The following is a 26615-nucleotide window of genomic DNA, read 5'->3' on the forward strand; positions in this document are numbered from 1 at the left end:
ATTTGTGTCACGGGCCGGGAGTGATTTACAGCTGACTACGGCAACAGAAGTTCTGATCCTGCAAGGAGCTTCAGTGTTGTTTGCTGACTGGAGGTATTGAGATAATGAGGCGAATTCAATTTGAGACTGTGTCTGGTCCAAGGTCAAACTGGATGATATTGTAAATTCAGCGTCGTTGGGAGGAATTCTTAAACGACGTCATTTGACACTGATCATCAGGAGGAAACTGGTCGAAGCAATTGGGACCAGACAGTACTCATCGCGGGGGTGGCTGGAGCAAGCCACTGAAAGCTGACTTCGAAATGGAATCGCGAGCGCTGGATGCTGATTGATCAACGCGGAATTCGTTCAATGTCCAAACCGGCCTTGTCCCCTAGTTTTCCTGCTTCGTCAGGGGAAATGCCTGTTCTTGACGCAGAGCGTGCGGAAATCGTTGCGCGTCGACATCAGCAGTTGATCGATAACCTGAAACAGGAAATGCTGGATGCGTTGCTGATCGAAGATCCAACGAATTTTGCCTGGCTGACCTGCGGCGGTGATAGCTCGCGAAAAGGAAACGCACACCGCCCTGTTGCCGCGATTCTGGTCACTCCCGAAGCGAGAGTCATTCTTTGTAATAACGTCGACTCCGGTGAAATCTTCGATCGCGAACTCATGGGCCTCGGTTTTCAATTGAAAGAGCGTCCCTGGACGGAAGACGTGGCCATTCTTCGATCGGATATCTGCCGAGGGCGGAAGGTCGCGGTCGATCGCCCTTCAGTGGGACGGGAAGGAAGCGTTGTTGACCTGGCGTCATTTCGAATGGAACTGGCCGAACGTGAACAACAGTTGCTGCGCGATCTCAGTGTTGAAGTGACGCATGCCGTTGAAGCGACTGCCAGAAATTTTGAGCAGGGAGCAACTGAATCAGAGATCGCTGGCCATCTCGCGCATCGCCTGCTGAAGCGCCAGATCGAACCTGTCAATCTGCAGGTTATGGCGGATGCTCAAGGTTGGCGATATCGACACTGGAGTTATGGGACGGATCGCGTCGAGAGGCATTGCGTGCTGTCTGCTGTGGGACGCCGCAACGGGTTGCATGCTGGTGTGACTCGAACCGTTGCAATTGGAGGGCGGTCGGAAGAACTGGAGAACGTCCATCGTCTCGCAACGCTTGTGCAAGCAACCGGAATGTACTTCACACAACCCGGCTGGACTGTGGAAGAAACCTGGAAGCGTCTTGCCCGAATTTACGAAAAGTTTGACGTCCCGGACGAATGGCGTTGTGCAGAACAGGCCGAGGTCATCGGTTATAGCCAGAACGAATTATTGCTGACACCAATTTCTCAGGCGAAGTTTCGCACCGGGATGGCAGTCTTCTGGCACCCCAGCGTTCGCACTTCGCTTGTCGGCGATACGATGTTGATTACAGAGAGAGGGGGCGAAATTCTGACCCGATCTCTGAATTGGCCGTTAATTGGGATTCAAGTGAAAGATGTCACGATCGAGCGCCCTGGCATCCTGATTCGGGAATTCTCCCCGTAATCGCAATTCAGATTGGATGACTCTCGCCCTCAGGTCTTGTGATTGAAAACCGAGGCGATGCGACGCGGCGGCATCGGCGAGCGAACCGGCTTAGCGAGAGAATAAACGCTTCCACCGGGTGTCGGGATCGTTCTTTTGAGGGGAATCGCGTTCAGATTCTGGCGTGCGTTGCTGGTGATGCGCTGCACGCTTAATTTCCAGTTCGAGCTGGTGCTTCTGCTGTGCAATCTTGGCGCGCTCTCTGGTGAGATTGGCCCGTTCTAGCGAGTTCGCAATCTCCGCCTGCCTGAGCTGACTTTTCAGTGCGGATTCAAGCAGTTCGAGGTGATTGCGGTAGTTGTCTGGGGCAAACTGCAACTGGTCCCAATCAACCGGGAACATGCGGGTTGCTTCCACTTTCCGCACGTGTTCAATCAGGTGTTGGATATAGTTGTCCCGAGTTTCAACCGCTGCCAGTAAAGAAGGGATGTTCTCCGTGTCCGTAATCGGCATCGGGGCGGGAAGATCATCCTGAAAGCTCAGGTCTTCCAATGGAGGCGAATAGACTGAGTCGCTTCGATGAGACTCAGTCGGCCGATGACTTGGACGAGCAGGAGCGAGTGGTTCGCCGACTTGTGAGGATTCGTTTAATAGCCGTTCCTTGGTCGCCGCCCAGAACTGGTCCATCGATGCGATTGGTTGTTGAGACGCAGGCGCGGATGTGGAGGAGGCCGGTCTTTCAGACATCATTTCAAGAAGTCTGGCAACACCTGTTTCGATCCGATCCATCTGGTCCAATGGATCACGTTCGTCAACGCTGTCCAGCAGTTTGCTGAGTCGTGCTGTCAGTTCGCTGCTGGTGGCGGAAGAATTCTTTTCGGCGACAACATGTTGGGCACGATCTGCCCCGGCTCGTCGCAATCGATCGAGTCGATCGACGGCCATCTCAAGCTGACTGGTTAATACCGCAATCAGTGAATCTTTTTCAGCAAGCTGTTCTTCGAGCCCATTAAAATGGCTCGTCGGAGATTTCATTACTCAGTTCCACGTGCAGTGGAATGTACTTTGCCCCATTCACACTCTGATTGGTTTTCCTATCACGCAATTGTAGGACAGGATTTGCCGACTGGCCGAATTATGTGCAGGTGTTTTCCTAAATGTACGGGGAATTCCCCTGCGTTTTTCGGGTGTTTGCAGAATTCGCTTTTTAAACCGGATGTTCAGGTGAAAATTGGGGACCGAGAAAAGACTAGTATTCTAGATCGGCATCCACTGACCAATGAAATCAGAGTGAGTGGCGGAATCTGTAGGGGAAGCCCTGCCTCAAACCCTGCGAAATGACGAATAAGAGATCACAAGCTCGCTTTCGAATGACACGTGCGACTGCCGACCGGTTGGTCTACCGCAATCGGCTGCTTGAGTTTCGTCGTCTTATTGATCTACGCTGTAATGGGTTAAGCGAAATGCCCTCTGCCCGAGTTCACTCAGGTTGAACGACTATCGCGTGCCCTCTGGGGAGCAGACGACTAAACGGTTGGGGTTGCTGCCCCGACGATGTCGGCGAAATTCTGTAGAATTCGCAAACCGACACTCTGACTCTTTTCTGGGTGAAATTGAGTTGCATAGACGTTGCCCAGGCTGACAGCGGCTCCAAAGCGTTGGTGCCCGTGCTGGGTTGTGGCGATGATGACGTCATTGTCGACGGGGCTGACGTGGTAACTGTGGACGAAGTAGACGTAGTCCCAGTTCTGGAGGCCGTTCATCAACGGACTCGGACGTTCAATTTGCAGAGAATTCCATCCCATGTGCGGAATCTTCAGGCCGGGTTCGGAGTGGAACCGAACGACCTCACCGGGAATGATGCCCAGACCGGTGTAGTCCCCGTCTTCGTAACTGCGATCGAACAACAGTTGTTGCCCGAGACAGATTCCCATCAGTGGTTTGTCAGACGCGACATAGTCATAGATGGACGAGACGAAATCCTGACGTTTCAACTCGGAAATCGCATCTCGAAACGCTCCGACACCCGGCAAAATGACGCCGTCGCACGAAGACAAATCGTGGGGAGAGGTCAGAATCACGGCGGGGACATTCAGTTTTTCGAACGCCTTCTGCACGCTGCGAAGGTTTCCCATGCCATAGTCGATGATTCCAATCATACCGCGCTCCACTGCTCAATCACCGTTCAAAGTTGCCAGTCAATTGTCGCCACACACGTTCCCGATTGATGGCAGCCCCCTGATGTGACTGTCTGGCGTCACATGATAGTTCAAACCCTGCCCAGGTCGAAGTTTGCTGTCGAAATTCATCATCGATCGGCTGGAATCTCGGCGAATGGCTGAACTAATGGGAACTGAGAGGGGCCCAATTCGCGGGTGTGATTGCTGGAAACGGAAGGACGTGTCTGCTTTCAGGGAGGTTCGGTTCAAATCGTTTGAATCTTTTCAGAGAGAGCGAGATGCCGGAAGATATTCTGATTCCCCTTGCCAGATATAACCGTCTCGCTTCAAATTCAGGCTGGCTGAATCGGTTTCCTTGAAATAAGAACGAAACGCACTGAGTGAGTCGCAAAAACTCGCATCCCGGAGAGAATTGATCTGAAATTTCTACATGTGGTCTGATGGGCAGTGATGTCAGAGCAGTTTTTCAAACGTTACCGAATGGAGCTTGACTTCCGCGTCACGGAAGTGGGGCGTGCCAGATTGCCAGAAGGGTTTGTCTGGCACGCGTGGAACCCACGACTGGTCCAATTCCATGCGATGGTAAAGTACGAATGCTTTCGCGGAGAAATGGATCTGGAGTTGTTCCCCACTCTGCGAAGTCGAACCGGGTGTGAAGAGCTCATGCGGGCCATTTGTGCCCATCCAAGATTTCTCCCCAAGGCGACCTGGCTGATTGAATATGAAGGGAGTGACTCGCTGGTTCCGATTGGTGTCGGAACGATTCAGGGGTTAACTCAGGATTCCAGATGTGGAGCGATTCAGAATGTTGGGGTCCTCTCTGAATTTCGAAATCGTGGATTGGGACGTGCTCTTGTCGTGAAAGCTCTACGCGGCTTTCGCAGCGCTGGAATGGAGCGAGTCGTCCTCGATGTCACTGCCCATAATTCGTCTGCGGTCGAACTCTATCGCTCTATCGGATTTCAGGTGATCAGCACGTCCTACCGGCCAGTTTATTCTCCGCTATAGATCGACACCGGACCACCAGAAATGAAAAGAGGCCTTCGCATCAATGATTGATGGAAGGCCTCAACGTCTTTACAGATGGTCGTGATCCGGGCGTTATCTCAGCCAGGTCAGATCCACTTTCTGGTTGTTGAGTTTGTGATCTGCTGCGATCGTGTGCAGATGAAGGCCGATTCCTTTTGCATTCAACTGGGCAAGAACCCAACCGTTTGGAAGTTCCGGATTGAACACATAAGCAACCGGAGGCAGATTGACGAGATGAATGCCGTCCTTCTGCTCAATATGCCAACGGTGAGAGTGTCCATAGAAGAAGGCTTTGACCTGCTTACGGGACTTCAGCAATTCATAGAACGCTTCGGTGTCCTGAATCCCTCCCCAGGGTTTGCCAGATTCTGGTGGAACAAATTGCATGTTGTGATGTGCAAAGACAATGACCGGCTTCTCTTTTCGAGCATCCAAAGCCTCAGCCAGCCACTTCAACTGCGTTTCGCCGATTTCCCCAGTGACAACATTGACGGCCTTCTGAGTATCAAGAAGAACGATATCAGCAAATGGAGTTTCAATAACGCTGATGAGCTTGTTTGAGACAGGCGGCATTGCAGCACGCTGGTCCGCGAACGAGGAGTACAACGGTTCATGATCGTCGTGATTCCCCATCAGCAGGTGCAGCGGAATCCCGCCCTTCCTGACCGGCTCAAGACCTTTCGCGAGATTCTGGTAATCGCCGGGAAGCCCTCTGTTGTAGGCGCAATCCCCGTTCAGAATCAGCCCGGCAGGTTTGCGGCCCAACTTGCCAATTTCCTGAACAACCTGATTCAGGTTGTCGGTCATGTTCACGGTACGAGCGATCGTGGCAGGATTCGCGTCGATATGTGTATCTGAAAGAATCGCGAAAAGGTTGGGATCGCTTCCTTCAGCTGACCACCCTTGCCTGCAGACCATGAGCCCGGCCATTGCGGCGGAACTGCGGACCAGAAACGAACGGCGGGTCATCGGGGGAACATGGATCGGCATACTACGGTGCTCCAACAGTGGCGAGAGGGAATGTAGCAAACAGAGTCGCAGACATTTCCCACCTAGTCTAAGCAAATTGGCTTACGGATTGGGAGTCCGCTGTGTGAACTTGGTGTTAACTTGCGTCTGCCGAAACGTCGTGTGCCTCCGTCCGTTTCAGTGGTCGTTGAAGAACAGCACGCCAAGTAAAGGATTGGCCCGGGTGGGGCTGTCGACTCTCGACAATGAAACTGAGTAGCCATGCGGTGAGGACTGTGGTTAGCAGCGGAAGTGCCACTGAAAGGAGAATGGTGGGGCCGACCGATGTTTGAAAAATTTGTTTTCCCCAACTCCACAGCACCGAGACAGTCAGGCCGACAACAATGGCCACTGACACCGAACGGCCGGTACAGCGTGGAAAAAACATCCCGATAATGAAGAGTGCTGCAAGCGGTCCGACGAACATGTTGAAGAATTTGGGCATCAGATCGAAGATGGTCATCTCGCTATTGAGTGCAAGGTAAGCAACGAACCCGGCATTGATGGTCACGATCATCGTGATCAGGATGCAGAGGACTCGGACGAACAGAAGAGACGGATCCTTCTTTCCAAGGCGTTCATTTCTCTTCGAGAGCAGGTCTGTTGATGCAACTGCTGTGATCGAGTTGACACCTGCTTCGAGTGTCTGAATGGCGTCGCAAAGGAAGGCCGAAATGATCAGACCTGCACAGCCTGCCGGCAACTGATTGCTGAGAAAGTGTGGAAAGAGTTTGTCCGCAGAGTTGATGACAGTCCAGCCTTCCGGAAGCAGTTGAGGGTTCTTCGAGTAGAACGCCAGCAGAGCGAACCCACAAGTGGCCAGAAGACTGACCATAAAGATATCTGTTCCAATATTGATGAAGTAGCTTCTTCGAGCAGACGAAATCGACTCTGTTGAAAAATACCGTTGTAAGACGACCTGATCTGAACAATGAGTGCTGATTGTCCAGAAGAAGTGATTGATCATTGCGGTGATGATGGTCACTCGAATGGTCAAATCCAGACTGAAGAGAGGCGGAGTCTTGTGATGTGTCGCTTCTGTTCGCGCCATCGTCCACCAGTCAACTGGCGCGGTTCCGGTTGTATACATGACTGACGCAATGACCATGAATGCCCCGGAGACGAGCAACAGACATTGCAGCACGTCTGTCCAGATCACAGCCTGAATTCCGCCAACAACACTGTAAATTGCCGCGATCACTCCGATAATGCCCATCCACCAGTAGAGGTCCGGACCAGGGAGGATCTCAAGGTCCGGTCCTTTCACGCGGTCTAATGCCATGGATGCGGCGAAGATCACCATACTCATCCAGCCCAGTCGCAGAAAAATAAACAGCCATGCTCCTGCGATGCGAATAGAGTAGTTGAAACGGAGTTCCAGATAACTATACGCGCTGGTCAACTCCAGCCGCATATAGAACGGAATCCAGATTCTTGTGACGACGTAAGCAGAGAGCGGGACAGAGAGATAACCGCAGAAAAACCAGACGCCGTGTTTGACTACTTCCCCAGGCGAGCCGAGGTATGTTAGTGTCGAAAAGAGAGTCGCGAGGATACTCAGACCGACGGCGAACCAGGGAACGCGGCGTCCCCCCACAAAGAAGTCTTCCGACGAATGTTGTTTGCTGCCAAACCAGAGTGCAATGCCGAACGTTGTCAGTAGATAGAGGATAATCGCAACATAATCTAACTGTGACAGGCTTGATTGCAATGTGAGTTCAGCTTCAGACATCGGGTCTTATCGGCTTTCTGTTGCCCACCGTCTGGCAGGTTGAATTCGACTCGCGTTCAATCGATGAGACTCAACTCGATTTCAAGGAGAAGGTGTCTCAGTTCAGGATATATTAAAGAAAATTGATCCTTTGGGAACACCGGTACGCCATCGATCAATAAAACTTCGCAGCATCGCTTGTCTGCGTTCTACAACCGTTAGCTCGCATTCTCAGAAGAGATCGCAGTTGAAAATAAACTTGCAGTCGAAGTCGACAGGCAGTCTCCGACTGCAAGTTGAAATTCAGGCCAAATTGAGAAGAGTTACTTCTGGTCTCCGTAGAGCCAAGCGAGATCAAATCGTGTGATGTCAGTCACCGTCAACCCATTTGGAACGCGCTTGCCGGCGCAGTGTCCAACCAGCACGCTATCGCCAACGAAATCGATGGCCATATAGCAGTACCATCGTTCAGGGTCAGCAAAGAGGTTCTTCTTGTTGACCCAGGTCTTGCCATCGTCTTTGGAGACCGCCACTGTGAGTGGAGTACGGAAGTTCTTCAACTCTGGTGCGATGTTGGCATGGTCATTCCAGACCAACAGCAGGTCGCCTGTTGATGGAATACGCTCGATACTGGCTGGTGACAACGGGGACTTGATATCGGACTCAACCGCATCGGTCCATGTATCGCCGCCATCGCTTGAATAACTCAGCATCTGACAACCTGGGTTCGCTCGAATGAACATCATGACCCGGCCGTCTTTCAATTCGACAACGCCTGGTTCCTGAGTTGTGACTCGCTTGCCTTCGGCATTGAATGTCTTGAGGAGTGACTTGCTGCGGCGCCAAGTTGTGCCGTTATCGTCTGAGAAGTAGCACATGAGCTCCCCTGCCCAGTCGGCTTTGTTCTCAGTTGCTCGCTGATGAAGGCAAACAGGCAGGACGATACGACCGGACTTCAGTTGAATCGCACGGTTGTTGTTCAACACATAGTAGCCCACTTCATCGTTGATACATTGAGTTGGTGGACCCCATGTTGCCCCTTCGTCCGTGGAGATTCGCATGATCGGACGGCAATCTTTCAACGAATGTTTGCGAAGATAGAACAGAGCAATCCGTCCATCCTGCAGTCGCAGCAGAGAGACCGACATGACGTTCAGGCCGTCATCACTTTTGATGACAACGCGTTCGCTGTCTGACCAGGTCTTGCCGCCATCAGTTGAGATTCGCTCACGGAGGTCAGCCGAATCATGGTCTCCACCTCTGCCGGTGGTGAAGTGCGAATAGATGAACAGAATGCGACCATCGTTGAGTTGGATAAAGTCGCCTTCGCTATTGCGGGAGTTGTTCTCACCCGGTGCAAGCTGCAGAACGACCTTCGGGCCAGTCGGAGTTGCTGGCGTGCCTTCAGACTTGGCAATTGCAGTCGACTCTTTCAGGAGACTTTGAGCAGCTCGAACAGTGACGTCGAGCGTCGGGTCGTCCAGCAATGAGATCAGAAGGGGGCGAGCCTCAGGCAGATTCGCTTCACCAGCAAAATACGCGGCGTCTGTTCGGATCGCAGGGTTGGCGTTCTTTAGGTTCTTCAGCAATGCCTGCTGTCCGGACGGATCCCCGATGACTGCGAGTGCGTTATCAAAATAGGCACGAGCGGCTTCGTCCTGAATCGACTGTTTGCGTTGGGTGAGTGCTGGAATATCGGATTGATCACCGATGGCACCAAGAATCCATGCTGCAACTCGAGCGTTGTTATCGTCAGTGCTTTTTACTTGAGCGCGAATATGATCAAGCGCTCCCGGCTCACCATGACGTGCCAGTGCCGCAGCTGCCATCAATGCTTTGATGGGTTGCTGATCATCATTCATTGCGGTGCGAAGCAAGGTGCGGTCGCCGACTTCGCTCACCTTATAAAGTGACTCGCAGGCGTGAGTGTGCCCGAATGAATCCTTGTCAGCCAGAATCTTCAACAGAGTGGCTGTCTGTTCACGATCCCCTGTTCGGACCAGCTCACGTGCGATTCCACATTGTTGACGTTGATCGAAGCCAGAGGCCGACAGCATCGGTGTCAGCAGCTCGCGTACTTCATTGTGAGCCCCGGCAAGTGAGAGTGCTTCGGCCGCGTGCATCGCTGGCCAGAATTCATCACTTTTGACCGCCTTCCGCAGGATTGCAAAGCACTTTTCCCTGGTTGCATCGTCGATTCCATTCATCGTGCTGCCTGTTGATTCTGCGAGGACCGAAGATGTCGGGTACCACGAGGCGGTCACCATCACCAGACAATGTGCGAACTTCCTCAATGTCATCATTGGAGGTCCTTTGACTGAAAGTTTCGGGGCGTTGATTCGGCTGCTATCTTAAATGGAGACTTTTCTGCAATTCCCAGTGCGACGCTACTTTTCGTCTTATTCGCTGACGATAAGGCGATTTGGATGCGAAGTTAAATGGCGACGCGAGAATTAGAAGCGAGTGCTTTTCTAATAATGGAAATATTCAGGAACTGCTCACGCTGTTCTGGCGTTAATGGTCGGTATGGCGCTGGTGCGACATTGCCTGGGATTCCGCGTTCTTTCAGTAGTTCGGCAGCACTAGAGAACAATGGTGCCTGAAAATTGATCAGACAATCAAGTAAAGCGGCAATGTCACGCTGGACCTCTTCAACTGTTCCCCAATCCTTGTTCTCTGCTGCATTGACCATGTGTTGCATCCAGTGAGGAACCAGGCCAAAAATCCCGTCGAGATGCTCTTTCACACCGGATCTCAAAAGCATGTCGAGCAAGAGTGGCTGGGCGATGATCACACGGAAATGATCCAGCAAGGTGTCAAGCAACGGTCGCGAAGTCGAGAACTGGTCCGAGCATTTAATCCCATGAATGTTCGGGTGACTCGCAAGTCGACGAACTGTTTCTACTTCGAGCTTCGTGCCTGTCATCTGTGGAAGATCGTACAAATAGAGAGGCTTGTTGCTGACATCCGCCAGTGACTCGAAGTAATGAATCAGCTCTGGTTGCTTAAACTTGATACAGAACGGAGACAGCACGACGATTCCATCGATGTCGAGCTCATCGACCATCTTGATTCGGTCTCGTGTTCTTATGAAGCCAGTGTCCCCGACACCGACAAGCAGCTCTGCGCGTCCGGCGTTGATGCGTACCGAATGATTGATCAGGTCGAGCCACGTTTCCTCCGTGAGCAGCTGCATAACTCCCATCGTTCCGCCGGCCAGAAGTCCCTGAATTCCATGAGAAAGCTGGTCTTCAATGTGAGCTTCCAGACCTTCGACGTGTAATTGCTCTTCGCTGTTTAACGGGGTGCAAAGTGCAGTGATCAGATGGAATTGGCTCATGGCAAAACTCGAATGTCAGTTAGGGCGACGTGGCACGAAGAAGTCAGGCAGTCGTTGTTCCGTAAGATAGAAGTCAACTTCTGCGGTTCTGTATTCGTGACGTCAATTCTGTAAATGTGATCTTGATTGCTCTGCGACGGATTAGGGAGTGATGAGGCAGAGCAATTATGGAAAGTCTGTTGGAGTCCCCTTACTCTTTGCCTTTGAATTGCTCAGGGAACTGCTGATGCTTCAGTGAATAAGGGGAGCATTGGTGGAACCATCCGCCATCGATCTCGATTGTTGTCCCGGTCAGATAGCTGAAGGCTGGGTTTGCGAACATGGCGATGCAGTTCCCGATTTCGTCTGGTTGTGCATATCGCCTTAATGGAATCATGTCTTCCACGGTTTCACGCAGCTTCTGGTCAATTTCGGAGCTGCCATAGCCTTTGCTCAGCTCCGTATCAATCGCTCCAAGATTCAATGCGAGAACGCGAATACCGGATGGGCCGTACAGCGTCGAGAGTTCGTACGTCAGAGCGTCGATCCCCCCTTTCGCAGCGACATAGGCAGGACTGATTCCACCAACAAATCGTGACTGAATACTGGAAATATTCAGGATCACTCCCTGCTTTTGGCTCTCCATGACTTCGGCACTCCATCGCGCGAGGAATGCCGGTGCGGTCAGACACACCTGAAGAGTTTTGTTCCATGACTCGAAAGAAATCGCCCGCATTGTCACGATGTCGCGCCATGCGGCATTATTCACGAGGACGTCGATTCGTCCCCAATGTGAACGTGAACGATCGATGATGCTTTTGGTGTAATCGAGATCGGCCAAGTCTCCGTGACTGATCAGAACCTGGCTTCCGAGTGCCTCGATTTCGCGTGCAACGGAGTTCAACCCATTCTGGTCGATCGAGGCAATTGTCAGGTCGTACCCTGCTCTGGCAAATGCTTTCGCTGTGGCCGCACCGATTCCTTGTGATGCGCCGGTGATGACTGCAACTGGACGCTTATTCATGAACGGAATCCTGCTGTGATGCTTCAAGGACGACTGCGAGGCAATCCCCATGTTTTACCGACGGGATCGCCCGAAGCAGAAGGATCATTCCGTTCTGATTTGCTTTGATCGGTGATGAATCGTTTCCGTCGAATCGATGAATCCAGCCAATCAGATCGCCTGACTTCACTTCATCCTTCAGGCGGACAACCGGTTCAAAGAGGCCAGCGACTTCAGCAGGATAGTTCTTCTGAAGGACACCGCTTTCACTGCGAGAGTCATGCACGATTGTGGTGACTCGATTTAACGGAGCGGGATATGCGTACATCCCCAGTTCCGACATGACTTGTAAGCACCCCGTGACATAGTCATTTACACCGTCGGGATTCAACCCGGTTCCCCCGCCCCATTCGGCATAGATCGCAGGAACATTCGCGTCTCGTGCGGCCGACAATGAGCGTCCATTCAGATTCGGGTCTGTTCCCCAAATGAGCGGCAGATTGAAGGCTTTCGCCATCCGTTTCTGGCACTGCAGAATTTCCTCATTGGGGTGAAGCATGTACCCGGTTAGGGGGACAATGTCGAGCGCGATGCCACCTGTGTGCAAGTCGATCAGGTAGTCACTTTGTTGAATGAGATGGTTAATCTCCGAGGCGATTTTCTCGGTGATCGTTCCATCAGATTTTCCGGGAAATGTTCTTGCCAGATCAAGTCCGTCTGGCCCTGTTCGCTTCGCTTCGGTGAAGGCTGGCTCGTTGGCGATTGGAACAAAGGTCACCTGTCCGCGGAGATTGGTGACGTCAATCGTTTTCATGAGTTCGCGAATCGCAGCGATCGGTTCAAACTCATCGCCATGAATGCCGCCGAGGATCAGAAGGTTCTTTCCTGATTGTTGGCCATGAATGGTATGGGAACGGACTAACATGCAACTTGTTTCTATACCGGTTCGGACTAACTTGACACCGAGTGGCGATGACCGTTGTTTCAGTTTACAAATTCGTAAATGCGAGTGGGTGGGAAAGAACCCGGCTTGATTACCAGGCAGTCCAACCGCCATCAATGACAAGGTTTTGCCCTGTCGTATAACTAGATGCATTGCTCGCCAGGTAGACGATTGGTCCTTTGATTTCTTCTGGAGTTCCCATACGTTTCATGGGACTCTTTTCTTTCAGACGTCGCACCATTTCCTGTGGTGCATGTTCAGTCGGAAATGGTCCTGGGCAAAGGCAGTTCACACGGATATTGTCCGATGCCCAATAGACTGCAAGGTGACGTGTCATCTGCACAACGCCTCCTTTCATTGCGTGATAAGAAACCGGACTGGCGGGGCAAACCTCGGCGTAGGCGTCTGGATATGATCCGACCAACCCGTACATGGATCCAAGCAGAATCAGACTGCCAGAGGCGTTGTTGCTGACCACATGGTTTCGAAACTCTCTCGCCAACAGAAAGTATCCGGTGAGATTATCGAGCTGTCTGCGAAACTCTTCTCCTGTGACGGTCGACCAGTCTTTGCCGAGTGCTTCGTTCCCATTGTTGATGAGGACATCAATCGTCCCGGCCAGTTCGCACCCTTTAGCATAGCCGCTTATGATCGACGCCTCATCCATGTGATCAAGTTCGACCGCATGGTGTGGCTTATTCACCGCTGGCAACGTCTCTAAGAGTGATTGAGCCTTGTCTAGCGAGCGACTTGCGACGACGACGCTGGCACCTGCTTCTGCCAACGCGCGTGCCATCGCTTTTCCAAGGTGCCCTGTTGCTCCTGTGATGAATGCTGTTTTTCCATCCAGTCGAAACAGGTCGGAGATTGTGTTGTCGCTCTGGCTACTCAATGAAGCTACTCCGGTCTTATTCAAACGAGATGAATCATGCGCGACGATCATCAGGCAGTTCGTTAAATCGACTCTTCATAAGTGATCGATTTAACAGGGCTAGTCAAGCTTGAAATCCAGTTTGAGTGGTCCGGAACCTTCTGTCACCTTCGCGGTCAACGTTGTCTTCTGATTGTACTTTTCAGGAATCACAACGCTTGCTTTTCGAGTCGCGGAAAGAATCTGCTCTTCAGTCATTCCAGAGGTGTTCGGAAGGGCTGATATTTCAACCTTCAAATCGCCGATCGGGACGGCGTTTGCACTCGGGGTTTGAAATTTTCCACCGTTGATCTCGGCAGATGAGACGGGGCCTTCAGGTTGTGGGAGAAAACGAATGGATCCGAATTCAAGTGGAGTTCCCTGAAATTGTACCGTTCCTTCGACGACTCGTCGCTTGGGGCCGGTATCAGATTCCCCGCAGCCTGAGAGGAGGAGAAGCAGCAGCAGCGAGACGCGAAGGGGCCGTGACAATGCTGAATCCTTATCAATGGAACACAAGAGGAGTGCGTGGGGCGTCGTTGCAGTTCAAGGGACCATGTGAACCGAGGGCGGATGCTTTGTAACGACTCGCCTTTGGAGTCATTCGAGTTGGCGAACTGCCGTGCGCCCGCATGGGAGACTCGGACGGTTTAGAATTCGCCAACCACTTCGGATCCGGCTCGCGTTGCCAGAGCTTGAAGCGTGCCTAAATGCATGTTCTTGGAAAGGAAATGCACGGAACCGTCCGCCATGCCGAAGTGCGCTCCGCCAGTATGGAAGCTTGAGAACCCTTGAGGGCGGAAAGCAAATGTTCCGCCTCCTGGAACTGTCGTGCTTCCATTGATTCCACGGCTGACATCAAAAACGTTGTAGCCAGCATAGGTGTTGGCGTTCGGTGATGTGGTTCCGTTAGACACGACGGAAGGGTTCCCTGTCACTTCGCCGATCGCCAGTGTTGAACTCAGTCCATCAGTGATATCGCCGAAACGGACGCGGGAGGCTGCAAACAGCAATCCGTTTCCATCCATTCTGGGACGTATATCTTCGCACGTCCAATCCCGAGAATCAGCTACCCCGCCGATGTCTGTGCGTGGCATGCGTGTCGGCCCTGTCGCCAATGGGTTCACCATCGACTCTGATTGCGGATTGCTAGGACACAACAGATTGGGGACTGGGCCTAATGCGTTGGCTGCGAAGTTTGAAGTCGCTCCCAGGACATTCAAAGGTTCGAATGTCAGGTTGCTGTAGCTGTTGGCCTGATCCATATAGGGAAGGATGTGAACCGCCCAGGAGAACAGCGTTCGATTGCCGGCAACAGGCCAGCAGACTCTTGAGTTCGTACCGGTTCCTCCACCAATCCCTCCTCCGGGAGGAAGCGTCTGGTGGCTGTCTGCATAGTTGTGCAATGCCAGAAGGGTTTGTTTGAAATTGTTCTTGCAGGTAGACCGTCGGGCGGCTTCTCTGGCCTGCTGAACAGCAGGAAGAAGAAGTGCGATCAAGATGGCAATTATGGCGATGACGACCAGCAGCTCAATCAGTGTGAATCCGCGAGATGATTGGCGGAGTTGAGCAGGTGAAGCGTTCTGCATGACGAGACCTCACGCAAGAAAATGGAAGATGGAACATTTGGAAAATGTCACGTTTGAAATGCGCGTACGAAAGATTGTTCGACCATGGATGTGAGTCATTTGAGGAGGTCTAGGTCGAATGTTTTGTCAGTCGAAATCCTGATGCTAGTGTGCACATAAGTGAGGGTGTCGAACTGCTGACGAGATCGTCCTCTCAGGACATGCTCATCGAATTCTTCAAATTTGATGTGAGTGATCATGTCTTAAATGTGCACAAAGTCAATTCCACCATGGCCATATACGCTGAAAATATCGAAAAATGCAATTATGTTTTATGTCGATGGGTATCCAGGTGGGATGGAGCCTGTAGACAAAATGAACGGAGTCTACGGATTCAAGAGGGAATCTAAGCGCGATGACGGCAGCGTTGTGAGCTTGCTGTCCGGAGCTGCAGATCCTCGGCGATTCGTCGTGAACGAATCTGGCAGTTTTCTTTGTTCTGTTTCGCGGTCGAATCACCACGTCTGTCTGAGGATGACAATGTGGTGTGAATCGACCGTGCGTCTGAAAGATGTCAAGCTGCCAGGTAACCGAAAAGAGTCACGGAACGCATCGGGAGCGCATTCCTTGGAACCACAACCAGTGCTGAAACTGGATGGTTCGTAGTGAGAGTGGTGTCGAAGAGGTTGCAAACGTTGGAATGGTCTCGCTCTCCGCGATGATCCTGTTTCGGTGGATCATCGCGGCAGGAGTCTGTGTGTGGGCGATACACTCTGAGGCCGGATTCGCCAAATCCCAATGGCAGAGTCTGTCGGGTGGGAGCAGCAGGGGAAATGATGAAACTGCCCGAACGAGCCCCAAATAAACCGCACCGGCCTAATCCAGGACGTTCGCTGGTTTTGCAGGTGGTTGCGGAGTGGTTGAAGGCGGTGGCTTCGGAAGTGGTGGTCCGAGCTCAATTACCGGAACTGATGTTTCATAGATCCAGTTCTGCGGTTGAGCCTCCCAACCGGCCTGAACACCGTTCTGCATCAAGACCTGTCGTGCAGTCAGATAGACATCATAGCTGTCTGGCAACACATAGAAGACGACGTAAAACTGCTGTGGATTAATGGAGAGAAGCAATCGCTTGATCGTACTGCGATTACTCATGATGGCTTCTGAAGTGAATCCCTTGTCTTCACGCGGGATCATGCGGAGCCGTGGCCATCGATCGTTGTTAATGAAATACTCGGCAGTGAAAAAATCATCATCATAGCTCGGCATCTTTAAGAAGTGCTTGGCAAACTCTGTCGGGCTGATCCCTGCCTGTGGATCGGTGTTGAGTTTGTATCGGATGATGATCTGTTTGCCACGATTCTCTGCGTCCTTGCGGAAATCGTCGACGCTCATCGGGTACAGCTTTCCGTTGGCACATAGCATGTTGAGACGCTTTGCGCCGGGCGGTGCTGGCCGGGGATTCGGAATGCTCAGAATCTTTGGCGGTGGAGCTGCTTTGACGGGTGTTTTATCAAGGCGCGCCTGCAGGTCCGCCTTCTTGGCGAGTGCTTCAGTAATACTTGCCTGAAGTTTCTCCCGCTCTGCTTCGGCCAGTTCGACTTCTTTCTTGCTGGTCTCAGCCATTTTCTTGTCACTCTCGATTTTCATCGAGAATTGATTCGCTTCTTTCTGAGTGTCAGCAAGCAATTTTTTCCTGGCGGCAACAGTGTCCTTCAGGCGGTTCAAGCGTTCCTGTTCTGATGCGATATTGAACGAGTCCAATTGAACATTCAGTGTGTCTTTATTCGCCGTCAATCGCGCGAGCTTTTCCTTTGCCTCTGTGACATCCTGCTGCGTGACTGTCGAGTTCTCGATAATGTGCTTGACCGTTTCCTGAACGTTCATCTGGACCATCAAAAGAACCAGGATGAGGACGCCCACGACGTTCGTCATGGCATCCATCAGGGAATCGAGTTCTAAGTCTTCGCTAAACTCTTTAGGACGCCGTGGCATTGGATCTTCTTCGTGTCGGCGGAATGTTCAGATGAGGCCAGCAACTGTCAAAAAGCAAAGGGGGCTATTTCTTTTCCATTGCCTTCTTGAAATAGCTCAGATCGATCTTTCCCTTCCCGACAACCGGCAACTTTCCGTTGGGAACCTCACGGTCGGTGCAGAACTTTCGTGCTGCGTAAAATGTATTGAGTCCTTCGCTCCGGATTAAAAAGACGATGGAGTTTGAAGGATTATTCACCGCCAATTCGACAAGTTGAAGGAAGTCTTTGTCAGTTGCCATGTTTGCCGCTCGGATTGTCTTCGGCGGATTCAGATCGTGGAGGACGAGTGCTCCATCCTGACATTCAATGAAGTGAGGAATGAAGTTCAGACCACTTCCACTTGGCAAAACCGAGACGTTCGCAGGAGGGGCATCTTTCTTTCCGGAAATGTCGAGCTCGAGCTGAGCGAGTTCCTCTTGCAGGGTCTTCGATTGAGCGACCATGTCTGAGGTTTTTTCACGCATCGCTGCTGTCAGCGTCGGAATGACGATCTTGACCTCTTTGAGCGCTTCAAGCTGTTTCTCTGTTTCCTCAAGCTGCTTTTTCAGTGCGAGGATCTCCGCCTCAGAAAGCTCAATCTGGTTCCGCGTTAATGCAGCGGTCGGGCCAATCTTTTCGTTGATGAGCTTACGGAGTTCTTCCTGCTTCAGTTCCTCTTTCTTGATCTCCTCCTGAGTCATTTCGTACTCGGAAATCATTTCAACATCAGCAGTATCCAGCTGCTCCAGAGAGACAGCGGCGATCATCAACGTCAGCACTCCAATCACGGTCGTAATGATGTCCATGAATGGAAAGAGCGAAACATCTTCTTCTGTTGCAGCCTGCTTGCGGGCCATCGTGCTCTTCTGAAAAAGGTTTCTCTACTGATTCAAAATCAATCGACTCTGCGTGAATCGTCTGGCAGGTGGATTGTTGTGTGAAACCCCATTACGGAGTTTGCAGCTTTCTGATTCTCAATCGTTGTGTTGTGACTGAGTGACGCGATGGAATTTTATTGTGATGCGAAGTGAGTGCCGTGTGATCTGAGTTGCGTGATGTACCTGACGTTCTCACATCAATCTCGAAACAGGGGAACTCGCTTTAACGGGGCCCGTGGTTTCAGAATCTGAAAGCCACGGGCTCTGTCTGATTTCTCCTGGAGTCAATTCCAACTCTGACTATTTGCCCCCAAACCATTTTCCCCATCCGGATCGTGGAACCTGTTGAATAACAACCGAGCGTTCGCCAAGTCGGATCAGAACATCGTTCAACGATTCCAGCCCGCGACCGATTCCATCGAAGCGCTCGATGAGCATGTTCTGGGCAGATCCCAATGAGCCGTGAACTTCCGCTTGAAGTTGACCTGCCTGTTGTGCAGCAGTGGCGACAACAGTTTGAACTCCCTGTGCAGACTCGGCGATCTGAAGGAACTGCGCGCTGAGTTGGCTCTGCAACTCTGTCGCGTGTTCGCGTTGCTGTTCCTGCATTTTAGCAGCAGCGATTTCGAAGTTTTGAGCCATTTGGGCGGTCAGCTTGCCCCCCATGGAGTCGAGACGGTGCAACCACTTCTCAAGCTCTGCGTGATGTGTCCCCATCGCAGCTTCGACAGCTTCCCGGAACGCTGCGGTATTGCCCCCGCCAGTCCCGCGCTCCGCTCCTCCTTCACGTCCGTCATTGAGACGGCGGAGGAAGTTCTCATTGCAGTATTCATCTACGCTTCCCAATAAATCCTCTTCGCTTTTCTGAAGCGAAGATTGTGGGATTTTCACAATCATACTGAGAACAAGCGCGAGCAGCGTCGTGTCGAATGCGGTTCCAAGACCACTGAACACGTCATTCATCGCCCCTTTCAGTGCTTTCATGTCTGAAGCAGCTGCAAGGCTGGCACCAAGGCTCGCGACCGCAACGCTCAATCCGAGCACGGTCCCGATAAACCCGAGAATCGGAAGTGACCAAAGCAGGACTTTTGCGAGTGAGTAACTGCCCATCACATTGTTGGCGTCAAGCCCGGCCTGTGACTCCATCATCGTGACGGTTTCGGCAGCGCTTTTTCGCACACGAAAATGTTCGATTCCTCGCAGCACTCGGTTGATCAGAAAGCTGCTGGAAGAGGCTCCAGGCAAACCGCGAATATGGTTGACGAACCGATCCAGCGATTTGAGGCTGATCTCTTCCGAAATCTCCGTTGGCAGCACATCCAGCAGCATGCATTCCTTCTGAATCTTCAGGTTGCGAGCCTTCATGATCAGAATGGCGACTGCCCAACCAAAGGCAAACGTCAGGAAGTATGGGATTACCCCGCGATCCCAGAACAGCTGGCCAAACAGGTTCCAGCGTAATGGATAGGTTGCAAGGAAGATCAGTACTGTGAAAGCCAGACCCAGCAATCCACTGGGGATCATGGGAATGTCACTGGATGCAGAACCTGTATCTAAGAGAGTGACGTCGGCTGCTTTCGATGGGCTTTGAGTTGCCCCATTCTTCGCGCTTGCACTCGCTGAGACAGGTGGCGTGGTGTCTGTACTCGTAATGCTTGTGAAATCTGGAAATCGAATCCCTGACTCACTTGCTGCACCTGGAATTTTTACAGTGCCATGGCAGTACGGGCAGGTGCGGGTTTTGCCAGCCAGACCTTCTGGAATCTTCAACGGCTTATTGCAATGCGGGCAAGCAATTTTCGTGTAGACAGTCATCTCGGATTTCGGTCAGGAATTCGAACTGGAAGTCAGCTAACGACAGGGTAATTTAGAAGTTTTTCAATAATATCGCGACGCTTAGGAGGCAATTTCAGCCGGTCTGTTTCGGAAATTCTTCTTTGAAACGACAATATGTATTCAAGTGTCGAGAGATGGAGAGTCCTGTAATTGCAAATGTAACGACTGGCGAATCTTGAGAGACTCAACGATGCCTGTTCTGTTCGAATTTTATAATGTCTTCCGGGGCCAAGCTTTTTGAAAAGCTGATGTCTTTGCCGATTGGAAATTGGGAGTGTTTGTTCAGTACCGCTGCATTGAGAATGAGACACTTGATCGGAACTTTGTTTGTGAACAACTTGTTCCGGTTTCGTGCTGTTCAAGGGATTCAATCTGATGCGGCACAGCTCGGATGAGATCGCATGCGAAGATAATCGGGCCGCAATTGGACACGGTAGTTCGCGAGCGAGGTAATTGTAGGTTCGAGCCGAACCGTGGCCAGAGGCATTGCCGTGACGAAGCGATCAGCGATTGGAAACCTGAATCGAACCTGAAAGGAACTTGCACCATCAAACTCGCCGGACCCGAAAATGTGGATCACATCGGGCGGTTGTCTGGTTTATAATTCAAACAAAGGGGTTGTCAGGCGCAGGGGAAAGATCTCTGGCAGAAGCCCTCTGTCTTGGCTGAAGATGGGCTCGTGTGGTTATCGGAATCGATTTCAACTGTTGATCGGGAAAACGGTATTTCTCTATTCAGGATGAACTCCCATGCAGAAAACGATGAAGGCGGCTGTCGTTCGTGAGTTCGGATCTCCACTGGTGATTCAGGAAGTCCCGGTTCCGAAGGCAGGCCCAGGTCAGGTTCTTGTCAAGATCGAGACCAGCGGTGTCTGTCACACCGACCTGCATGCGGCAGAAGGCGATTGGCCAGTGAAGCCATCTCCTCCATTCATTCCCGGTCATGAAGGTGTTGGTCATGTCGTGTCACTCGGGAGTGGAGTCAAGCATATTAAAGAAGGTGATCGTGTTGGCCTGGTCTGGCTTTATTCAGCTTGCGGGTACTGCGAACACTGTCTCGGAGGGTGGGAAACTCTTTGTGAACGGCAACAGAACTCCGGGTATTCCGTCAATGGAAGCTTTGCAGAGTATGTCGTCGCCGACCCGAACTTCGTTGGTCATATTCCTGCTAATGTCGACTCTGTTGAGATCGCACCTGTCTTGTGTGCGGGCGTCACTGTCTACAAGGGATTGAAGATGACGGAAGTGAAACCCGGTGGATGGGTTGTCATCTCCGGAGTGGGCGGACTCGGTCACATGGCTGTTCAGTACGCCAAAGCGATGGGAATGAATGTCGCTGCCGTCGACGTCGATGATTCGAAACTCGAACTCGCTGAACGACTCGGTGCCACTGTTACAGTGAACGCCAGGAAGCAGAATCCCGCTGAATTCTTCAAGAAGGAATTCAAGGGAGCTCACGGTGTTCTGGTGACCGCTGTTTCTCCAATTGCATTTGAACAGGCATTGGGAATGGTCCGTCGCGGGGGAACAGTTGCCTTGAATGGTCTCCCGGCTGGCAATTTCCCACTTTCAATTTTTGACATGGTGCTGAACGGCGTCACAGTTAGAGGGTCGATCGTAGGTACTCGGCTCGACTTGAAGGAAGCACTGGAGTTTGCCGCAGAAGGGAAAGTGAAAGCCACCGTCAAAGCGGAGCCGATTGAGAATATCAACAGCATCTTCGACAGAATGAAGCAAGGCAAAATCGAAGGGCGAATCGTGTTGGACTTGCGATCCTGATCGCCTGATTATGTCAAGAAATTAAGGACTCACAGAGATCTTTAAGCGTGTGTCGTTGCCCTCAGCGTGAATCGTCACCTGATGGCAACGACACACGCTTTTCTTGTTTCGATGAGCTCTTGCGAAGCTGAGCTCTCTGCTTTGATCAAGAGCGTTTCTTCATGTCGGATGGCGACTCAGGGTGTTTAAGTCCACATCAACCACAAGACACCAATCGTCGTGGTCAAGACAGTGAGGATGATCCCGACTTTCAGGTATTCGAAGAATCCGACGATGATCCCTTCTCTTCTCGCCGTTTCGACAACGATCAAGTTTGCGACTGATCCCAGCAGAGTCAGGTTCCCTGCAAGTGTGCTGGACATTGCGAGAGCCAGCCAACCTGTGACAGGATCATCCAGAGATGGGATCAGTGAGCGGAACAGAAGCACTGCCGGGACGTTCGAGACAAGATTCGAAAGCACAACGGACATCCCGGTGACAACGAGGATCGGTGATTCGAAGCGACTGGCGATCTCGTCGATCTTCCAGCTGTGGACAACATTCACCTCGAACGTGCGAACAACGATGAAGAGTCCCCCAAACATGAGCAGCAGCGGCCAGTCAATTCGTTGATAGAATTTCGAGGTTCTCACACCAGTGCATAGCATGACAGCAGCGGCTCCAAGTGCGACGACCGCGATCTGGTAGCCAGCAAAGAACATGAATACCGTGATCGTTGTGACGATCAGACTACGCATCATGAGTTGACGGTGAGGTCGGCCGAGGCGAACCGTTGATGATTCCGGCAGTGACGTTGGTGGGACTGCAATTGCCGCCAGTTCTTTTCTGTAAATCGCTGCAATCAACAAAAAGTTGACGGCCAGTCCCATGATCGCAACGGGAGAAAGTCTCGCAGCGAAATGAAAGTAAGGAATCCCTGAAAGCGAAGCGATAATGATGTTCTGCGGGTTCCCAGTCTCGGTTGCGACTGAGCCAATGTTCGAAGAGGTTGCGAGTGCAATCAGGTACGGCAACGGTGTTCGCCCTGTTCGTAGACAAAGCGACAGGACCAATGGGGTGAGAGCGACGCAGACAACATCGTTTACCAGTAAGGCAGATAGCCCGCCAGAGAGCAGAATCACCATCGCAAGTAGAGAATATGGTCCCTTACAGCGCGCGATGACTACGTCCGTCATCCAACTGAAGAACCCGGAAAGCTGCAGCGAAGCTACGACGATCATCATCCCCAACAGCAGGATGATTGTATCGGGATCGATTGCCTGTGCAGCATCTTTTAAGGTAATGAACCCGCCACACAACATTGCTGCAGCGCCACATAATGCGATTCCGGCTCTGTCAATTCGGAGTCCGGGAAGGCGTCCTGTTGCCAGCCCGATATATGTGATCACAAACAGACAGATTGTTCCCCAATATTGAACTGCTCCGGTCATATTGTGGCTCAAAAAATGACGGTCTGATCACAAGACCGAGTCTGTCTGGAAATGCGAAACGGTGAAACAATACTGGTCGCCAGGCGAATTCAATACGACCTGCGGCGCTGCCAGTCAACCGAAAGAACACGATCGCTCAAATTGGAGAAATTGACGGAGAGACGCGAGTCTGAGTTGAATGTGTGATTGAGCGGAACCACACCCTCACTACTGCAGAATCGTTCTATGTCTCGACCGAAATTCTTCCTGCGTTCCACTCGTGATGGAACTGGCGTTCTACCGACTCGATGTGACGAATTGATAGTCGAGACCATTCGAGAAGCAGTGCTGTCGATTCATATTCGGACAGCTGCCAGTGGTGCAAGCTGGCATGAAGTCGGTCCGTCAGTAACTGCATCGTCAATGCAGCGGCAACCGAGACATTGTAGCTCTCGACAAATCCATACATGGGCAGATGGACCAGATCGTCGGCTGCTTCGATTGCGGCGTCCGGAAGCCCTTCCTTCTCGTTTCCAAAGAGAACCGTGACTGGTCTGTCGATTGGCAATTCCTGAATCGGTTTGCTGTCCTTATGCAAAACAGCAGCCGCGACTCGAATTCCCTCTGCCTTCAAACCAGAGATGCATTCTTGAAGCGCATTCGGGCCGTTGTGCTGATGGAGTGACAGCCATTGCTGACTTCCGAGCGCCACGTCAGGATTGGTTTCAAACTCGTTGTAAGTCTCGACGATATGAACATGTTGGACCCCCATGGCGTCGCACGTTCGCAAGACTGCGCTCGCATTGTGCTGTTGGTACAGGTCGACAAGGCCGATTCGTACCCAGTCTGTTCGCCACTTCAATACTTCCGCAAAACGCTGACTGCGTTGTTCGGTAATGAAGGACTGCAGGTATCTGGCGAGTGCTTTGTCGATGGGGGGGCAAGTTTTAGGGGGCATCTGAAACGTATCGTTTACGTGAACAACACAGTCCGGCAACTCAAGGTTGATACAAAGGCTGTGCGAAAAATGGCGATTCGGTGAACCGTCGTGTGTTCCTGAAGCTCCCAGGTAAGTTGGAAGAGAATTCACGTCGGCCGTGTTGGGCAGCGTACGGGAAACGGTGGCGCATTGAAATCGTAGTGGAATTCTCTTTTGCGAGCCTACAATCCCATTTTGTGCGGCCTGAGGTCGTTTTTGGGGAGTTGGAAGATGGTAAGGGCCGGATTATTCTCAACGACATCCCCGTAAGTGTACGACGATGACGTTGTGGCACTATCAATGAGACCGGGCAATGAGACTGGGGACCAGCTTGGAGACGAGGTGTTGCGAAATGAAGCAGGTGGACTGTCTCGTTGCTCACTAAAAGATGTGTGTCGTTTTGAAACAGGTGAGGCCGAAGATTGGCTGATAAAAGTGGATTTCAGGCCTTCAGGCTGATTTTTACTCAATGCATCAAGAATACTGTAAATATTTTTGTGTCCGTAAGTATTGATTTTAAAGCAAGTTGCAAATTATCCATAAAAATGGACCCGAACTGGGCACGGGTAATGCAACTCTATCTTGGGAACTAACTGTCGAGTGCCAGTTGAAAATGCAACCTGAAAGAAAATGTCGTTAACGACTAAAAAGATTGATCAGTTTCGCCCCGTCCAGCGTTTGTACAGATGAGTGAATTTGCAAGTCACGGAGCGGAATCGAAGTACACCAAAGTGTGCGTGAATTTGAAACGCACACCATTCGAACTGCGAGCTAAGGCCATTTCGGACAGCTCGCCTGAGTGATTGGGAGGGACTCGCGATGAACTTGAAATATCGAAATCCCGCGATGAAGCAGCTGACGGAACAGCAGAAGCGGTATGCCACACTCGAAAAGCGCGTTGAGCAAATGGACCGCGCTGAAACTCTGTTGAATCAGATTGGTTCAGACCGACTGTTTCGTTATCCGGAGCTCTGTGAAGCGATTACCGGGTTCCGAACGGAGAAGTATCCAGACCTGATTCTGACGACGGAAGAACTGCAGCATGACCTTCCGCTCTTTGTGGAAGAATTGTCTGCAAGTCTTGATCTGGCGGTCGAGAACGCTGGCGAACCAGTGTTGACGGTTGATGAACTGAGCGAGCGTTTCAACGTCTCGACAAAGACAGTTGACCGTTGGCGAAAACGCGGTCTGGTCAGTCGCCGCTTTAAGTTTGGCAATCGTTCTCGTGTGGGCTTCCTGCTCTCTTCAGTGGATCGCTTTGTTAACGATCACGGCACTGAAATTGAACGGGGAACTCGGTTCACTCAACTGACGGAGGTCGAGCGAATGGAGATTGTTACCAAAGCACGTCGATTGGCACAGCATGGCGCCTGCCCTGCTGAAGTCGGAAAGCGGCTCGCTCGTTGGTTCAAGCGATCCCCTGAGACGATTCGTTACACCTTGAAACAGTACGATACGGATCATCCGGAAAACGCTGTTTTCCCAACATCCACTTCTCCTCTTTCCGACGATCGGAAGCAGGAGATCTACCAGAAGTATATCAACGGGATGTCCGTTGACGTTCTGGCAACAGACTACTGCCGAACGCGAACCAGTATTTACCGTATCGTTTCGGATATTCGAGCAGAGATGCTTCTGAATACCCCGATCGATTATATGGACAATCCAGAGTTCCATCTGGCAAACGCCGAGAAGACAATTCTTGGTCCACCACCGGAAGTTGAGAAGAAATCTGGGGCAGTGAAAGCTCCTCCTGGATTGCCTCCTTACCTCGCCAGCTTGTACAGCGTTCCGCTGCTGACTCGTGAGGAAGAAGGTTACTACTTCCGCAAGATGAACTACTTGAAGTTCAAGGCGGCCACGCTGCAGAAGGAAATTCTTGACCGTCGCCCCAAGACGAAAGAGCTGACCGATATTGAAGCTCTGCTCGAACAGGCAACAACCGTCAAGAACTTCCTGATCCGCAGTAACCTGCGATTGGTGGTTTCGATCGCCAAGCGTCACATGAAGCCGTCGGCAAACTTCTTCGAGATGGTCAGTGATGGGAATATGTCCCTGATTCGGGCGATCGAGAAGTTTGACTACAGCAAGGGAAACAAGTTCTCGACATACGCCAGTTGGGCGATCATGAAGAACTATGCCCGGTCAATTCCAGCCGAGCATAAGATTCTTGATCGATTCCGCACCGGCAGCGAAGAGGTCTTCCGTTTCTCTGAAGATGAGCGAGGAAGTCAGTTCGCAGATGAGTCTGTGAACACAAAACAGCACCAGATGATCATGTCGATCCTCGATAACCTCGATGACCGCGAACGAGCAATCATCATGCACCGTTACGGGCTCGAACGAGGAAGTGAACCAGAGACTCTGGAACAGGTCGGAACACGCTTCAATGTGACGAAGGAACGTATCCGACAGATTGAATCCCGTGCCATGCAGAAGATCCGCAAGATTGCCAGTGACGAAAAGCTGGATATCCCAGGGATCTAATCCAGATGGGAAGCCCGTTTGGAAGCGATTTCAGCCGGATTTTCCGTGTGGCATGACAAGTT

General features: G+C 51.7%; 20 protein-coding genes. 4 read left to right on the plus strand and 16 right to left on the minus strand.

The annotated features are described in order from the left end of the window. Positions 1–351: 351 nt before the first annotated feature. A complete protein-coding gene (locus SH527x_RS02825; RefSeq protein WP_437193144.1) occupies positions 352–1524 on the plus strand; it encodes a M24 family metallopeptidase in 1173 nt (390 codons plus the stop codon). 90 nt (positions 1525–1614) lie between these two features. Here SH527x_RS02825 and SH527x_RS02830 read toward each other — a convergent pair whose 3' ends face one another. Further along, positions 1615–2538, minus strand: a complete 924-nt coding sequence (locus SH527x_RS02830) for a hypothetical protein (RefSeq protein WP_437193145.1) — start codon at positions 2536–2538, stop codon at positions 1615–1617. Positions 2539–3029: 491 nt separating this feature from the next. Next, complete coding sequence (gene hisH / locus SH527x_RS02835) at positions 3030–3662, minus strand: imidazole glycerol phosphate synthase subunit HisH (protein ID WP_437193146.1); 633 nt, start codon at positions 3660–3662, stop codon at positions 3030–3032. Between the two features lie 471 nt (positions 3663–4133). Here hisH and SH527x_RS02840 point away from each other — a divergent pair, with 471 nt between their 5' ends. After that, positions 4134–4691, plus strand: a complete 558-nt coding sequence (locus SH527x_RS02840; protein WP_437193147.1) for a GNAT family N-acetyltransferase — start codon at positions 4134–4136, stop codon at positions 4689–4691. 93 nt (positions 4692–4784) lie between these two features. Here the strand turns inward: SH527x_RS02840 and SH527x_RS02845 are convergent, their stop codons facing one another. The 12 genes from SH527x_RS02845 to SH527x_RS02900 form a co-directional block, all read right to left on the minus strand. Then, positions 4785–5702: a metallophosphoesterase family protein gene (locus SH527x_RS02845; RefSeq protein WP_437193148.1), complete on the minus strand. Its 918-nt coding sequence runs from the start codon at positions 5700–5702 to the stop codon at positions 4785–4787. Between the two features lie 115 nt (positions 5703–5817). Continuing rightward, positions 5818–7452: a sodium:solute symporter family transporter gene (locus SH527x_RS02850; protein ID WP_437193149.1), complete on the minus strand. Its 1635-nt coding sequence runs from the start codon at positions 7450–7452 to the stop codon at positions 5818–5820. 302 nt (positions 7453–7754) lie between these two features. Continuing rightward, positions 7755–9734 carry an exo-alpha-sialidase gene (locus tag SH527x_RS02855; RefSeq protein WP_437193150.1) on the minus strand — a complete coding sequence of 660 codons (1980 nt, stop codon included), beginning with the start codon at positions 9732–9734 and terminating at the stop codon, positions 7755–7757. A gap of 131 nt (positions 9735–9865) precedes the next feature. Then, complete coding sequence (locus tag SH527x_RS02860) at positions 9866–10771, minus strand: dihydrodipicolinate synthase family protein (protein WP_437193151.1); 906 nt, start codon at positions 10769–10771, stop codon at positions 9866–9868. Between the two features lie 190 nt (positions 10772–10961). After that, the gene (locus SH527x_RS02865) at positions 10962–11774 is read right to left on the minus strand and encodes an SDR family NAD(P)-dependent oxidoreductase (protein ID WP_437193152.1); all 813 of its coding nucleotides are present in this window, start codon (positions 11772–11774) and stop codon (positions 10962–10964) included. Next, entirely contained in the window at positions 11767–12678 is a 912-nt protein-coding gene (locus tag SH527x_RS02870) for a succinylglutamate desuccinylase/aspartoacylase family protein (RefSeq protein ID WP_437193153.1), read from the minus strand. Before SH527x_RS02870 ends, SH527x_RS02865 begins: the two co-directional genes overlap by 8 nt. A 109-nt stretch (positions 12679–12787) precedes the next feature. Next, on the minus strand, positions 12788–13588 hold the full coding sequence (locus tag SH527x_RS02875) for an SDR family NAD(P)-dependent oxidoreductase (RefSeq protein WP_437193154.1): 801 nt from the start codon (positions 13586–13588) through the stop codon (positions 12788–12790). Between the two features lie 99 nt (positions 13589–13687). Next, the gene (locus SH527x_RS02880) at positions 13688–14098 is read right to left on the minus strand and encodes a hypothetical protein (RefSeq protein WP_437193155.1); all 411 of its coding nucleotides are present in this window, start codon (positions 14096–14098) and stop codon (positions 13688–13690) included. A 158-nt stretch (positions 14099–14256) separates the two neighbouring features. After that, positions 14257–15195, minus strand: coding sequence for a DUF1559 domain-containing protein (locus tag SH527x_RS02885; protein WP_437193156.1), 939 nt, complete (start codon positions 15193–15195; stop codon positions 14257–14259). An 855-nt stretch (positions 15196–16050) separates the two neighbouring features. Continuing rightward, positions 16051–17166 (minus strand): hypothetical protein, encoded by a 1116-nt coding sequence (locus tag SH527x_RS02890; RefSeq protein WP_437193157.1) that lies wholly within the window; start codon positions 17164–17166, stop codon positions 16051–16053. A 64-nt stretch (positions 17167–17230) separates the two neighbouring features. After that, positions 17231–18043: a hypothetical protein gene (locus tag SH527x_RS02895; RefSeq protein ID WP_437193158.1), complete on the minus strand. Its 813-nt coding sequence runs from the start codon at positions 18041–18043 to the stop codon at positions 17231–17233. Between the two features lie 321 nt (positions 18044–18364). Then, entirely contained in the window at positions 18365–19879 is a 1515-nt protein-coding gene (locus tag SH527x_RS02900; RefSeq protein ID WP_437193159.1) for a MotA/TolQ/ExbB proton channel family protein, read from the minus strand. 770 nt (positions 19880–20649) lie between these two features. Between SH527x_RS02900 and adhP the strand changes: the two genes are divergently transcribed. After that, the gene (adhP, locus tag SH527x_RS02905) at positions 20650–21678 is read left to right on the plus strand and encodes an alcohol dehydrogenase AdhP (protein ID WP_437193160.1); all 1029 of its coding nucleotides are present in this window, start codon (positions 20650–20652) and stop codon (positions 21676–21678) included. A gap of 185 nt (positions 21679–21863) precedes the next feature. Here the strand turns inward: adhP and SH527x_RS02910 are convergent, their stop codons facing one another. Both SH527x_RS02910 and SH527x_RS02915 read right to left on the minus strand, forming a co-directional pair. Continuing rightward, positions 21864–23108 carry an anion transporter gene (locus tag SH527x_RS02910; protein ID WP_437193161.1) on the minus strand — a complete coding sequence of 415 codons (1245 nt, stop codon included), beginning with the start codon at positions 23106–23108 and terminating at the stop codon, positions 21864–21866. Between the two features lie 223 nt (positions 23109–23331). Further along, on the minus strand, positions 23332–24045 hold the full coding sequence (locus SH527x_RS02915) for a TrmH family RNA methyltransferase (RefSeq protein ID WP_437193162.1): 714 nt from the start codon (positions 24043–24045) through the stop codon (positions 23332–23334). A gap of 840 nt (positions 24046–24885) precedes the next feature. Here SH527x_RS02915 and SH527x_RS02920 point away from each other — a divergent pair. Further along, the gene (locus SH527x_RS02920) at positions 24886–26553 is read left to right on the plus strand and encodes a sigma-70 family RNA polymerase sigma factor (RefSeq protein WP_437193163.1); all 1668 of its coding nucleotides are present in this window, start codon (positions 24886–24888) and stop codon (positions 26551–26553) included. Positions 26554–26615: the final 62 nt, after the last annotated feature.

Origin of the sequence: Planctomicrobium limosum (genome assembly GCF_051465645.1) — a bacterium.
Lineage (GTDB): Bacteria > Planctomycetota > Planctomycetia > Planctomycetales > Planctomycetaceae > Planctomicrobium.

Coding starts and splice junctions, on each gene's coding strand:
- SH527x_RS02890 (WP_437193157.1), bottom strand. CDS start 17,166: ATGCCACGGCGTCCTAAAGAGTTTAGCGAAGACTTAGAACTCGATTCC.
- SH527x_RS02830 (WP_437193145.1), bottom strand. CDS start 2,538: ATGAAATCTCCGACGAGCCATTTTAATGGGCTCGAAGAACAGCTTGCT.
- SH527x_RS02825 (WP_437193144.1), top strand. CDS start 352: ATGTCCAAACCGGCCTTGTCCCCTAGTTTTCCTGCTTCGTCAGGGGAA.
- SH527x_RS02870 (WP_437193153.1), bottom strand. CDS start 12,678: ATGTTAGTCCGTTCCCATACCATTCATGGCCAACAATCAGGAAAGAAC.
- SH527x_RS02845 (WP_437193148.1), bottom strand. CDS start 5,702: ATGCCGATCCATGTTCCCCCGATGACCCGCCGTTCGTTTCTGGTCCGC.
- SH527x_RS02900 (WP_437193159.1), bottom strand. CDS start 19,879: ATGACTGTCTACACGAAAATTGCTTGCCCGCATTGCAATAAGCCGTTG.
- adhP (WP_437193160.1), top strand. CDS start 20,650: ATGCAGAAAACGATGAAGGCGGCTGTCGTTCGTGAGTTCGGATCTCCA.
- SH527x_RS02865 (WP_437193152.1), bottom strand. CDS start 11,774: ATGAATAAGCGTCCAGTTGCAGTCATCACCGGCGCATCACAAGGAATC.
- SH527x_RS02915 (WP_437193162.1), bottom strand. CDS start 24,045: ATGCCCCCTAAAACTTGCCCCCCCATCGACAAAGCACTCGCCAGATAC.
- SH527x_RS02855 (WP_437193150.1), bottom strand. CDS start 9,734: ATGATGACATTGAGGAAGTTCGCACATTGTCTGGTGATGGTGACCGCC.
- SH527x_RS02860 (WP_437193151.1), bottom strand. CDS start 10,771: ATGAGCCAATTCCATCTGATCACTGCACTTTGCACCCCGTTAAACAGC.
- SH527x_RS02850 (WP_437193149.1), bottom strand. CDS start 7,452: ATGTCTGAAGCTGAACTCACATTGCAATCAAGCCTGTCACAGTTAGAT.
- SH527x_RS02920 (WP_437193163.1), top strand. CDS start 24,886: ATGAACTTGAAATATCGAAATCCCGCGATGAAGCAGCTGACGGAACAG.
- SH527x_RS02885 (WP_437193156.1), bottom strand. CDS start 15,195: ATGCAGAACGCTTCACCTGCTCAACTCCGCCAATCATCTCGCGGATTC.
- SH527x_RS02840 (WP_437193147.1), top strand. CDS start 4,134: ATGTCAGAGCAGTTTTTCAAACGTTACCGAATGGAGCTTGACTTCCGC.
- hisH (WP_437193146.1), bottom strand. CDS start 3,662: ATGATTGGAATCATCGACTATGGCATGGGAAACCTTCGCAGCGTGCAG.
- SH527x_RS02895 (WP_437193158.1), bottom strand. CDS start 18,043: ATGGCCCGCAAGCAGGCTGCAACAGAAGAAGATGTTTCGCTCTTTCCA.
- SH527x_RS02910 (WP_437193161.1), bottom strand. CDS start 23,108: ATGACCGGAGCAGTTCAATATTGGGGAACAATCTGTCTGTTTGTGATC.